Consider the following 12,671-nt stretch of genomic DNA (forward strand, 5'->3'; position numbering starts at 1 on the left):
CACTTTTCTTATTGAACTAACGCAGCAGTTTAGTTGAAGAAGAAGGTTATTTTGCTACTGTGTTGAATAAGTTAATATATGTAAAATTTTTTGCAAAAGGGTTGCTTACTTCAAGTTTGGAGATGGATAAATGAAACCTATATTATTGATTATTGGATTAGTACTCTGTTGCATGTATATCTTGACCGGTTTTTACATTCGAATTAAAAGAAGACCAGTTTCCGGAATTCCATTTATTGTCGCAGGAATAATAGGGATTTTTGTTTTATTGATATATTCTTTTTACTTCGCTTAAATTTCGGTTATGCAGTTAGTCAAAATAAGTTAAATAAGGATATGAGAATAGATTCTACTTAGACTAATGGGTGCTTAGTTCAATAAGAAAAGAGGGAGAATAATGCGTTCTACTAAAATAATGTTACTTGGCATTGCAATAATGATTTTAGGTTTCTGGATACAAGAATATGGTGGAATATTGCGTGGTGATAAAGAGTTCTTTATTCTAACTGGTGGATTTGTAGTTACGTTAATCGGATTATTTCTAAAGGATAAGTCTGAAAAAGTATAGATAAAGTGCTCAATTAACGGGTGCTTTAGTTATACAAGACCATCAAAAATGATGGTCTATTTTTATGTACAATGTGAAATGTTACACTTAAACTAACGGAGCAGGTTAGTTGAACAAGGATATTTCTGAAACCATATAGAATTAGATACTTTAAGGTTTCGTAAAGGAGGGTACAAATGGAATTACTTATAGCTATTTTAATTTTTTCAGGGTGCTTTGCGGTATATGATGCAATAAGAAAAGTAAATAATAATATTCTTGAACAGACAGAAGAAATTAAAAAACTGAATGATAATTTGAAAGAGTATATTAAAAAGTAGTTTCCTTTTACTGTTCTTCAACTAACGAAGCAGTTTAGTTGAAGAAGGGGTTTGTTTTATCTAAGTAGGTTCTTAAAGCAGATAACAAAGGGTGATATTGGTGGTTGAAAAATACATAACAGTTGAAGATGGCAGGATATGGACTGAAAAAAGAGGGCAAGGCGGGGTTCCAGTCATTTTAATAAGTGGCGGACCTGGATCTAGTAATTATTTAGAACCAGTGTCTTTTCTTATTGATGATATTTGTGAGGTTATTATGTTTGATCCTAAAGGCTGTGGTCGTTCCGGTTATGATGGAAACGGGTATGATTTAGAATCCTGTCTTAAAGACATTGAAAGAATTCGTGAAGAGTACGGGCTTAAAAAGTGGGTGGTAATTGGTCACTCTTGGGGAGCTGATTTAGGTTTAGCTTACTCATTGTTATTTCCTCAGTCTATTTTAGGATATGTATCTGTATCGGGAACTGGAGTACAAAATGATAGGGGCTGGAAGGATATCTATAATCGGAAGAAAGAAGAGATTGGTGAATTGAAACCAGATTTTGAGTTTGAGGCTAATAAGATGGTTCATCGTTCTTTGATTAATTCTTGGAGAGCATTCATTAAAAAACCACTATTACTAAAGGATATCTCACAACTTCAATTACCCTCATTGTTCATTTATGCAGAAAATGATATTCGTCCTTCTTGGTCAATTAGGCAGATTTCCAGCCTTATTAGTAATTCTGGATATATCGAAATTAAAGGGGCTGAACATTATATTTGGCTAAGTAAAAAGAATGAATTAGGTGAAGTTCTCAGAGCTTTTATTAAAACATTTTATTAATTTCCTTCCAGATAAGACAATAATAAAGTTGATGTTTGGGAGCGTTTTAGTGACTTTTGCTTATTCAACTAACGGGTGCTTTAGTAAAACAAGACCATCAAAAATGATGGTCTTGTTTTATGTACAATTTGAAATATTACACTTAAACTAACGCGGCAGGTTAGTTGAAGAAGAACCATGCAAAATTTAAAGGTTTTTAAACTAAGATACAGAATAAGTACAGAATGCAATTTTAAAAATATTGTAAGGGGGAGAATTTCTTGCCTAATTCATTTCATCATTTAGCAAGGGGAATCTTTATAAAAGATAATAAGGTTTTACTTGCACAAGCAAACGGATATCCAAATACATTTTTACCTGGTGGTCACATTGAATTTGGCGAAAGTGCAAAAGGTGCACTGATAAGAGAGATAGAAGAAGAATTAGGAATATCATGCACAGTGGTTAGTTTACTTGGGTTAGTAGAACACAAGTGGGAGAAAAAAGGCATTTTAAATTGCGAAATAAATCAAGTATTTGAGGTTACAAGCGATGAAATAACAACAAGTTTTAACCCAAAATCAAGTGAATCTCATCTTAATTTTTTCTGGTGCAATGCAGATGACTTGGATACTATAAACTTACAACCTTACCCATTTAGGAATCTGATAAAAAATTATTTAAACGGTAATAAGGATATTTGGTGGGAGAGTACTTTAAACTCTGAAATTGATGATACAAACAGAAGTTAGAACTTTCATCTTCAACTAACGGGTGCTTTAGTTAAACAAGTGGCTGCCTGAAAGGGTAGCTTTTTCTTATTGAACTAACGCAGCAGGTTAGTTCAATAAGAAAGGTATTTTGCAATTGTGTTGAATAAGTTAATATATGTAAAATATTGAACAAAAGGGGTGCTTTACTTCAAGTCTGGGGGTTGCACTTTTTTCTTGAACCAACGCTGCAGGTTAGACTATTATGTGAAACGTGGAGAAACTACCTACAAAATATGGTAGTTTTTTATAAAGAAATATAAAATGGAGGTTGTTCTTAATGGAAAAAAAGAAAGTTATAAATGTTCCTGAATCTATATTATTAGTTAGCTCCTTTTTTATGTTTATTTTTATTTCCGAATATTTGGTATTTATACCTGAGTTCAAATACTTTTTTGAAAGAGATTCCTTATGGTTTGCTTTCCCCCTTATTACACTTATAATAGGAATTTATTCTTTTCTGAATCGATAGATTTAAGGAGAATTTAGAATAGCTTCAAAAATAATAAAACCAAAAAACGGTGAATATTTAGGAAGTACAAAAGAAAATAAATAACATCTTATTAAGCTAACGGGTGCTTTACTTCAAGAAGGGGTAAAGCCTTTTTTCTTATTGAAATAACGCGGCAGTTTAGTTGAACAAGGATTTTTGTTCTATTTCATTGAACATAGTCTCATATGAGGAGGCAGAACATGAAAAGGAATTTCAATTGCAGAGATATAGTAGTTAATGTAAGTAGAGTTATTCAAACAATGTGCAGTTAAACTTAACTTGGAGGAATACATAATGAAAATAAAACCGACAAAAAAAGTCTTACTTTCATGGATGGATAGTTATGTACCAGAAAAAGACTTATTTTTCATATCGAAAGAACATCTTAGTAATGAAATTGACTTTACAGATGTGTTAATAATGCCAATAGATGAGTTTTATAATCACCGTACGTATGGACAATTAAATTATGTAAATGGTTATGAGTACTGGAATATAAAGAACGCTCAATACGTAATCATAGCTGAAAAAGAATGGATTGAAAGCATATCTGAAGAGGAAAAACAATTAATTTTAAATTCACAAGTGCTAAGTGAAAGAGGGCTTGTACTACCCGTTACATTTATACATGAGATAGAAAAAATACCTTCAAGTTATGTGGTGAATGGGCACGTTGTCATTCTGCGTTCCATGTGGGAAAAACTTGACGAGTCATTTAAAGAACAGTTACTTACAACGGTGGTTTATGAATGGTGGGATAAGGGAGAATGTGAGGAATCACCAAAGTCCTTACCTAGTTTTCTAAAACCATTTGCCAATACTTTTGGTCATTTCCAAGGTGCAAATTGTTTAGCAGCAGTTTTGTTTGCTATTTCAAAAGGGAAACAAGAGTGGTTTATATATGAATGGATACATCAAAAAACATTTTTTGAAAAATTGAAACAGTATCACTATGAGGAGTTTCTAGATGAAGGACTACACCAAGGGGACATTGTAATTTGGAAAGATGAAAATGCTATCATTCAACATGCAGCTTATTATATTGAGGAAGAATTATATTTCAATAAACATGGACAAACGATGTTTAATCCTTGGAAGATACTTTCGAAAGAGCAACTTTATAAAGAGTGGGAACATCTAACACTTGGGAAGTATCGACAATGTAATTAAGCATTTGGAAAAAAATTAATATTTTTACTTATTGTACTAACGGGTGCTTTATTTCAAGAAGGAGTAAAGCCTTTTTTTCATATTGAACTAACGCAGCAGTTTAGTTGAATAAGAAGGTTTTTTTTGAATTTTTATTGAATAAGTTAATATGCGCAAATTATTGTACAAAAAGGGTGTGTTTCTTCAAGTCTGGGGGTGGTATGATGCAATTTATCAAGAAATATGGCTTTTTAATACTTACTATGATTTTCATGTTAATAGGTTTTCTGACATTAAAGTTTAGTGTGGATTTTGGCTCAAGGGCAGCAAGTGCTTATTTAATTTCTATGGGGGGGAGCATGGATTCGGCGGATTTTAATGCAATAAAGTCCAAATATATAATATCGCACATGATTATAGGCGGAATTTTATTTTCACTGGGAACGATATTTCTTTTTTTCTCCTTATATAAACTTTCTAAAGAAAATAGCTAGGATATTCAACAATTGAGTGCGAATGTTGAATAAGCTTCGCTTTTCTTCTTCAACTAACGGGTGCTTTACTTCAAGAAGGAGTAAAGCCTTTTTTCTTATTGAACTAACGCGACAGTTTAGTTCAACAAGGATTTTGGTTTAAATGGTAAAATATATTTAGAGGGGTTTTCTAAAACGACATTAGCCATTTTTGTCATATTAGCGAAAAGAGGGAGTTAAATGACTATTTTTTTCTTAATACTTATGGGCTTTTTTATTGTAATTGCAAATATTATTGGATTTATATCTTACAATAAAAAGAAAAATTTATATTTTGCTGCTTTTATAATATTGTTATTAGCAGTTTTATTTGGGGCAATCGGTGGTGCATTAGCAGTATTTATTATTCGTGATGCTTTTGCAATATTTTATGGTTTTCAACTAGGACAATATCTAATAATAAATAGTGTCATCGTTTTTCTTATTGCAATTTTAGTAACTGTAATAAAGAAATTTAGGAACTGAAAAATGTAATTCACGATTATATTCAACTAACGAGTGCTTTAGTTATTTTTAACAAGTTATTAAGCAAACGGGTGCTTTTCTTGAATAAGGAATTGCAACTTGTTCCATTAAAGGGTCAGGTTTATGTAAGAAGGATTGCAGGAAATCATGTGCAATAAATAGAAATACTTACTTAACAAACTATGTAAGGAGATAATACTTTGAACATTTTAACTTTGATTCTAAGTTACTTAATTGGATCAATCTCATTTGCTTTAGTAATCGGTAAAATGTTTTATAAGAAAGATATTCGTGATTACGGTAGTGGTAATCTTGGTGCAACTAATGCTTATAGAGTTTTAGGCATAAAAGCAGGAGTAATTGTTGCAATTGCTGATATATTAAAGGGTACATTTGCTTGTTTACTTCCTCTAATACTTGGTTCTACAGTTAACCCTATTGTATGTGGTTTATTAGCCATATTAGGGCACATATTTTCTGTTTTTGCTAGTTTTAAAGGTGGAAAGGCTGTTGCGACAGCAACTGGAGTTTTCTTGTTTTTGACTCCTTTAGGTGTTTTTGTTGGTTTTGTTGTGTTTGTGTTAACTTTGCTATTTACTAAGTATGTATCACTAAGTTCAATGTTGGCTAGTATTTCATTATCCATTTACAGTCTTGTATTTGAAGATAAAGTTATCACAGCACTTTCTCTACTAATAAGCATATCAATAATCATTCTACATCGACAAAATATAAAGAGAATTGTAAATGGAACAGAGAACAAAATAGTTGAAAATTAGGGTTTACTTGTTAAGCTAACGAGTGCTTTAGTTAGACAAGACCATCATCTCGATGGTCTGTTTTTTTATCCGAAACATCAAGTAGATCTCAAGAATCCTTTGTGAAATGGTACACTTAAACTAACGGGGCAGGATAATTGAATAAAGAAGATTGGAAGGAAAGTAATTCACAAAAAAAAGGGAGGTATAAAAGGTGGACTTATTACTCTGGATAACTATTGGTTTCATAATAATCGGATTTGTTGTTCTCACTTCTATGAAAAAAGGTATGGAAAGTAAGCTCGCTTTTATAACAGCAAATATGGAAGGCGAGGAAAGTTCAACAAAAGCTAAATCCATAATTTGGTGGATAGTGAGTACCACAGCTTGGGGAATAGTGAGTATGATTCTTATTGTTTGGTGTTTTCATAATCACTTTGGATAACTGTTGGTTTCAAATGTACTTAAACAAACGGGTGCTTTAGTCAAACATGACCATCATTTTGATGGTCTATTTTTATGTCCAAAAGATCAAGTAGGTTTCAGCGATATATTGTGAAATGTTACACTTAAACTAAAGGGGCAGTTTAGTCGAAGAAGGATATTTCTGAAACCATATAGAATTATATACAAACCTGAATAATATTCTGAAAGAGTATAAAATTTTATTCAACTTAAGGGGGGGTAGTTAAAAAATATTCTACGATATAGAGATTATTTTATAGGACAGGAGAGTTAAAGCTGACTAATATAAAAAAAATATGTTTAATAGCAATGTTTGTTATGACCGCTGTTTCATTTACAAATTTTTTAGGATTTAGTATTGCTGGGATATCTATTATTATTGGTATAGCATTTTTCTTTATTAATAGTAAGTTGGAAAAAAATGTTTCTGCTGACACTGGACTAAATGCAAAAGCAATTGGAACGAGTCTGAAAAACAGAACAATTTATTTTTGGATTTTTTTACCACTAATTTTGAATGTTGTTTGTATTGTGTTGGCAAAATTAATTTTGCCCGAATACATAGAACATCTTTATGGAAGAACGGAGTTTGTTGTTTCGTTAGATAAGATAATGTTTCTCGTCCTTCAACTTGCTATTTTAGCTTTGGGTGAAGAAATTGCGTGGAGGGCTTTTTTTCAAAAGCAATTGAGTAAAGCACTGCCAATAATACCTACTTTAATTGTTACATCCATAATATTTGCATTTGGTCACATTGTGGATGGGAGTCTTATAGTAGTCTCTTATGATATTTTTTTTATCTTTATAAATAGTGTTTTATATGGTGTGATATTTTATAAAACAAACAATGCGTGGATAAGTGCTATTTCGCATTTTATTGCTAATTTATTTAGCATTATTTTAATATCATTTTTGTTGGGATAGTGAATTTGAGATAATGTATAAACCTATTTTGATTTCATTCTATAAAGAATAAGTTAGACATTTTCTTATTAAGCTAACGGGTGCTTTAGTTAAAGATCAGGGGTTGCTTATGCAGCTCTTTTTTCTTATTGCACTAAAGCAGTTTAGTTGAAGAAGGGTTAAATCGTAAGTGGTATTCATGCAAATAACGTGGAAATTGACTAATTTATATTCTCTTAGAATGGGAAAGTGTGATTCTATAAAAGAATCATACTTTTTTTTTGCCTTTATAAAAAAATCAAAATCAGTGTTAACTTTTTACATGGCCAGGAGTCTAATAAGTGGGAAGGAGGGGAGTTAGTGAAACAGAAAGAGGAATTGTACCACGTTCTACAAGAAAAAACGGGAATTATTTATAAGTATTTAATTAAGAACGGCGCAAATCCTCGAGATGCTGAAGATATCATACAAGAGGCTTTATATAAATTTCTCTTATACATTGATTCTGTCGATCCTGATAAGTCGTTTAGCTGGTTATTCCGTGTAGCAATCAATCAATTCTATGATTTATGTCGCAAGCAGCAAAAACAGGTTCTTGTATCGTTTGAAAACTTTGAGTTTGTAGACGATACACTTTTACCGGAAGACCATGTTGAGCAATCTGAGATGAAGAAAGAAATCCAAGTCGTACTCGATCAGCTGACTCCCCTACATAAACAGTTGTTGTTGTTGTTAAAATACGAACTAAATTTAAGCTATGAAGAAATTGCAGAGATGCTCGATTTAAATCCAGGAACCTTAAAAACATACCTATTTCGTGCAAGGAAAGCCTTTAAAGATAAGTATAGGAAGGAGCAAACAAAACATGACCGACTACAAAGAAAATAAAGAGGAATTGGAGCTAAATGAGCTTTTTGTGGAAATTCGACGAACAATATTTCAAAGATAGTAAGTAAGGCAAAAAGAAGAACGGTTATTCGGACCATTGCCATTTCGTCATTAGTAATAGTTTTTTTAAGCATCACTTTAGGTTTTACATGGCTTTCAATCATGAGGTGGAATGAAGAAAAGGCTTCATCAAATATTAGGTATCATCAACAGCTTGGATGTGTAAGTTCATTTCTCTTCCGATAATATTATGCAGACTAAACACAGTCTCGTGCAAGACTGCTTTGTACATTTTTAAAAATTTTACCACCTTTACTTTATGACAAGTACGTAGCGGTACAATTGTATATAGTAGGAGAATTTTGTAATTATCTAAGGAGTTGCTTGGCAACTCTCTTTTTTTGATATTAATAAATGCACTTAGACTAATGGGGACCATTAGTTAAAGGTCATGGGGTTGGATTAGGAAACTCCATTTTCTTATTGAACTAACGGTGCAGTTTAGTTCAATAAGTAGGTGTTTTTTGGATGAGTGTCGAAATAGTTATTCAATGTAGAAAAAATCGGAATGGGGGGATTAAATGTTAGTTAAAGGTTATACAGTAAGTTTACCTAAGGCTTATTGGGTGTTATTAATTCCTATATTCTTAGGGATAAGTTATTATAATATTTTTTTGATTGGCAATTGTTGCAATATTATGGTGTAAACGAAGTGGAAGATTTTGGAATATATGTATTTGTCTTAGTTCTAAGTATTTGCCAAAGTTTTATTTACATTTTACTAATTAGGCTTGCAGTGTCTTTATTAAAATATTTATTTAGAAAAAAAGAGGAGAATTCTTCGTCATAATGGATTTTTCTGTTGGATGAAGTAACTTTATTCAACTAACGGGGCAGGTTAGTTCAATAAGAAAAATACTAAAATAACGAAAAAAGGAATTATTGAATGAAGAAAAAGATTAACATAGGGTCATTTATCTTATCAATAATTTGCATTTTATTATTTCTTCTTGTTTCATTTTCAGGTCCAATTGATTATTCCATTATGGGTACACACCCTTTAAAACTGGTTTTATATATTTCATTGCTAACTTTAATTTTAGGGGTATTAGGTTTTTCAGGTATCCATGATTGGAAAGGGATGGTGAGGAGTGTAACTACAATAATTATTACTTTAGGGTTATCAGCAATTTTGACTTTCGTTATATTTTTTGGAAGTTTATTAAGCTAATGGGTGCTTTACTTCAAGAAGGAGTAAAGCATTTTTTCTTATTAAACTAACGCGGCAGTTTAGTTGAAGAAGAAGGTATTTTTAAAAGGCTGGCGAAGTAGGCATATATTAAACAAATTATAACTTAGAAAAGTAGGGATGATTTTGCTACTACATACTGAAGTTTTTGGGGATGGGGAACCAATTGTATTTCTTCATACTGGCTTACAAACGGGTTTAACTGACTTTGAATATCAGAGAGAATATTTTAAACACAACTTTAAAGTTATTCTTCCCGATTTAAGAGGACATGGTAAGTCAATTGAAAATAATCTTTCGAATTTCTTTGAGGATTCTGCAATAGATATAGAAGAAACACTAAATAAATTAGATGTAAAATCTGCTCATCTAGTAGGGTGTTCGTTAGGTGCTTTAGTTGGATTATTCTTCGCAAAAAAATTCCCTCATAAAGTTAAAAGTTTAACTATTTCTGGGATTTTGTCTAAAAAGCCAGAAAACTGGATTGAAATGCACAAAGAAGATGTAGAATCTCAAGCACAATTATTACAAAACGAAGATGTAGCAAGTTACTTTGATAATTTACATCGGTCTAATTGGAGACAATTTATATATATGGGAAAAGATGAACATTGGTATCCATTTCACGAGACAAAAGATTTGGATGGTATTAATTCACCTGTTTTGTATATGGTTGGTGAAGGAAATAAAGGTGAAACCAAAGGGGCTATCTTGTACCCGTTATTAAAGCAGGACGTTCACGTGTCTATCATTCCCTTTGCCTCGCACCTAGTGCATTCTGAACAGCCAGAAATTTATACAAAAGTGTTAGATGTTTTTATAAAGAAAGTTGAGAAAGAATAGTTTTTCTTATTAAGCTAACGGGTGCTTTACTTCAAGAAGGAGTAAAGCCTTTTTTCTTATTGAACTAAAGCAGCAGGTTAGTGAAATAGTGGGTAAAACTAATTAGATAAAAATTAGGAGAGTGCTATGAGAGTCTTTTTAGAGTCAACACTAATTTTAGTTATATTCGTATTTGTTACTAGCATATGGTCTATTTTTACGTCCAAAACATCAAGTATAGTTCGGCAATCCATTGTGAAATGTTACACTTAAACTAACGCAAAAGGTTAGTTGAATAACTTCATCTTTTAGAAAACAATCTGTAATGAAGGCGGTGATATTATGTTTAAGAAAAGCATCAGATTCTCTTTAATATATTTTATAGTATCAACTGTTTGGCAATTAATTGTTAAAGATAAGGTTATGTGGATAGATAATTTAATTGTCTGTCTTATAATTTTCTTGATTATTCTGATTTATGAATGGTCAAAAATTTCCTATAAGTGGAATAAGGGGAAACAATGAGAATTTTTATTGGACTTTAGATAATACAACTCGATTATTTATCAGTTAGTGAAAGAATTTACTTAAACTAACGGGTGCTTTACCTCAAGAAGGAGTAAAGCCTTTTTTCTTATTGAACTAAAGCAGCAGTTTAGTTCAATAAGCCAAATGGATTTTTGTTTATTATAAATGGAAAATTTATATAAAATTGGAACATCTATTTGTTTCAAACGTATTAAAGTAAAGCAGCAGGTTAGTGAATAATACGAGGGGGAATTGAGTTGAAAATTATTAAAATAATTCTTGCTTTAATTGTAATAGCAATTTCAGCATACGGCTTAATTACAAAAGATTTTTTATATGGTCCAATATCATCTTTATTGCTTGGAATCTTTATTGCAATTATAGGAATAGAGGAATTTAAAAATAAAGGTAAAAATAGTTGGGGTATGTTTTTTATACCAGTATCTTTATTAGTTATTGTTGTGGCTTTATTTAGTTTCTAATTAAATTTAGAGATGAATTTCAACTAATCAATAATATTTATAAGGGGGATTTTATGATTAAGTCTTTAAAAGGACAATTTATCTTATCTATATTTGTTGCTATTGCCTTTGTTTATTCTACTTTTCTTAATATTGATTTTACTGTTGACGAGAGGATTTCACCCGTTCGAATACTATTTTTCTTCATCATGATTTTATCGGTGTTTAATGCGGGATTATTAACGGAAAAATACATTAAAACTAAACAGAAGAAATAACTCTTATTCAACTAACGGGTGCTTTACTTCAAGAAGGAGTAAAGCCTTTTTTCTTATACCACAAAAGGGGCAGTTTAGTTTAATAAGAGGTATTTATAACAAAAGTTTCGAAATAGTTATTACGTAGGGACAATTCGATCCACATTTGAGGGGGAGTTACGTTGAGAAAGATATCTATTTTACTATTTACAATTATTCTATTAACAGCTTGTTCAAATCAAGAAACCATTAAAGCTACTGGTGAAGGAGACTTATGGGAAGCACATGTAACATACGAAGTGACCGATTCTGAACTCTATGATAGAGGTGGGATTAAATATACAGGAGATGAGGAACTTCTATATGTCTCTTATTCGTTAGTTACTGACGAAGGCGGACGTGATGGAGAAAGAGAACCTCAAGAAAATCAAAATGCTATATCCTTTGGTACGGGCGTAGGTAATAATCCTCCAACTATAGATAATGCAATTATATCGTTAAATCATGCTTATATAGAAATTAATTGGCGGACTAATACGGGCGAATATGAAGAAAAAATTAACTTGAGAGTTAATTAGTTTTTATAACATACATCCCTTTACATTTCCTTCCTTAATCAACTAACGGGTGCTTTACTTCAAGATGGGGTAAAGCCTTTTTTCTTATTGAACTAACGCAGCAGGTTAGTTTAATAAGAAGGAGAATATATAAATTGTAGCGAATAAATCTTGAATATTCGAAGTTGATTTTTGGAGGTAGTTTATGAATCCTATATTAAATAAAATCGGAACAGTTTTTATTCCTGTAAGTAATATTGAAGAAGCACGTAATTGGTATTGTGACATATTAGGGTTACCAATAGATGGTGAGGTTTTATATGGTCATTTATATATAGTGCCTATGAATGGACCAGGAATTGTATTAGATAGCAAAATCTATTCAGAGGATAATATCTTCAAAACTCCACCTTTTCATTTAAACACTAATAATATAGAACAAGCATATGAGTATATGAGAGGTAAGAATGTCGAATTAACAACAGAAATTAAGCATAAACATTGGTTTAATTTTAAAGATCCTTATGGGAACCAATTGATGGTGTGCAAGTGTTGAACTTTGTTCAACTAACGGGTGCTTTAGTTCAACAAGTGGCTGCCTGTAAGGATTGCTAATTCTTATTGAACTAACGCAGCATTTTAGTTGAGGAATGTGTTACTGCAATTTTTTTCAAATAGTT

General features: G+C 31.4%; 17 protein-coding genes. All 17 read left to right on the forward strand.

The window, feature by feature from the left end; all coding sequences use genetic code 11:
* The first annotated feature begins 397 nt into the window (after window positions 1–397).
* The 17 genes from KD050_RS18635 to KD050_RS18715 all read left to right on the forward strand — a co-directional run bounded on the left by KD050_RS18635 (window position 398) and on the right by KD050_RS18715 (window position 12,547).
* Window positions 398–568, forward strand: coding sequence for a hypothetical protein (locus KD050_RS18635; RefSeq protein WP_211893799.1), 171 nt, complete (start codon window positions 398–400; stop codon window positions 566–568).
* Window positions 569–744: 176 nt separating this feature from the next.
* A complete protein-coding gene (locus tag KD050_RS18640) occupies window positions 745–888 on the forward strand; it encodes a hypothetical protein (protein ID WP_211893800.1) in 144 nt (47 codons plus the stop codon).
* Between the two features lie 100 nt (window positions 889–988).
* Complete coding sequence (locus KD050_RS18645; RefSeq protein ID WP_235753856.1) at window positions 989–1,714, forward strand: alpha/beta fold hydrolase; 726 nt, start codon at window positions 989–991, stop codon at window positions 1,712–1,714.
* 260 nt (window positions 1,715–1,974) lie between these two features.
* Window positions 1,975–2,445, forward strand: a complete 471-nt coding sequence (locus tag KD050_RS18650) for an NUDIX domain-containing protein (RefSeq protein ID WP_211893801.1) — start codon at window positions 1,975–1,977, stop codon at window positions 2,443–2,445.
* Window positions 2,446–3,250: 805 nt separating this feature from the next.
* The gene (locus KD050_RS18655; protein ID WP_211893802.1) at window positions 3,251–4,126 is read left to right on the forward strand and encodes a hypothetical protein; all 876 of its coding nucleotides are present in this window, start codon (window positions 3,251–3,253) and stop codon (window positions 4,124–4,126) included.
* Between the two features lie 203 nt (window positions 4,127–4,329).
* Window positions 4,330–4,599, forward strand: a complete 270-nt coding sequence (locus KD050_RS18660; RefSeq protein ID WP_211893803.1) for a hypothetical protein — start codon at window positions 4,330–4,332, stop codon at window positions 4,597–4,599.
* Between the two features lie 219 nt (window positions 4,600–4,818).
* Window positions 4,819–5,103, forward strand: coding sequence for a 3-isopropylmalate dehydrogenase (locus KD050_RS18665; protein WP_211893804.1), 285 nt, complete (start codon window positions 4,819–4,821; stop codon window positions 5,101–5,103).
* A 200-nt stretch (window positions 5,104–5,303) separates the two neighbouring features.
* Window positions 5,304–5,882 (forward strand): glycerol-3-phosphate 1-O-acyltransferase PlsY, encoded by a 579-nt coding sequence (plsY, locus tag KD050_RS18670; RefSeq protein WP_211893805.1) that lies wholly within the window; start codon window positions 5,304–5,306, stop codon window positions 5,880–5,882.
* Between the two features lie 193 nt (window positions 5,883–6,075).
* Window positions 6,076–6,306, forward strand: coding sequence for a hypothetical protein (locus tag KD050_RS18675; protein ID WP_211893806.1), 231 nt, complete (start codon window positions 6,076–6,078; stop codon window positions 6,304–6,306).
* A 338-nt stretch (window positions 6,307–6,644) separates the two neighbouring features.
* Entirely contained in the window at window positions 6,645–7,250 is a 606-nt protein-coding gene (locus tag KD050_RS18680; protein WP_211893807.1) for a CPBP family intramembrane glutamic endopeptidase, read from the forward strand.
* 339 nt (window positions 7,251–7,589) lie between these two features.
* Window positions 7,590–8,117, forward strand: coding sequence for an RNA polymerase sigma factor (locus KD050_RS18685; protein ID WP_211893808.1), 528 nt, complete (start codon window positions 7,590–7,592; stop codon window positions 8,115–8,117).
* Between the two features lie 946 nt (window positions 8,118–9,063).
* Complete coding sequence (locus tag KD050_RS18690) at window positions 9,064–9,348, forward strand: hypothetical protein (RefSeq protein ID WP_211893809.1); 285 nt, start codon at window positions 9,064–9,066, stop codon at window positions 9,346–9,348.
* Window positions 9,349–9,492: 144 nt separating this feature from the next.
* Entirely contained in the window at window positions 9,493–10,209 is a 717-nt protein-coding gene (locus KD050_RS18695) for an alpha/beta fold hydrolase (protein WP_211893810.1), read from the forward strand.
* A 764-nt stretch (window positions 10,210–10,973) separates the two neighbouring features.
* Window positions 10,974–11,198, forward strand: a complete 225-nt coding sequence (locus tag KD050_RS18700; RefSeq protein ID WP_211893811.1) for a DUF3953 domain-containing protein — start codon at window positions 10,974–10,976, stop codon at window positions 11,196–11,198.
* A gap of 53 nt (window positions 11,199–11,251) precedes the next feature.
* Complete coding sequence (locus KD050_RS18705) at window positions 11,252–11,455, forward strand: hypothetical protein (RefSeq protein ID WP_211893812.1); 204 nt, start codon at window positions 11,252–11,254, stop codon at window positions 11,453–11,455.
* Window positions 11,456–11,616: 161 nt separating this feature from the next.
* Entirely contained in the window at window positions 11,617–12,012 is a 396-nt protein-coding gene (locus tag KD050_RS18710) for a hypothetical protein (RefSeq protein WP_211893813.1), read from the forward strand.
* Window positions 12,013–12,196: 184 nt separating this feature from the next.
* Window positions 12,197–12,547, forward strand: a complete 351-nt coding sequence (locus KD050_RS18715) for a VOC family protein (protein ID WP_211893814.1) — start codon at window positions 12,197–12,199, stop codon at window positions 12,545–12,547.
* The last annotated feature ends 124 nt before the right edge of the window (window positions 12,548–12,671 follow it).

It is taken from the genome of Psychrobacillus sp. INOP01 (assembly GCF_018140925.1).
Lineage (GTDB): Bacteria > Bacillota > Bacilli > Bacillales_A > Planococcaceae > Psychrobacillus.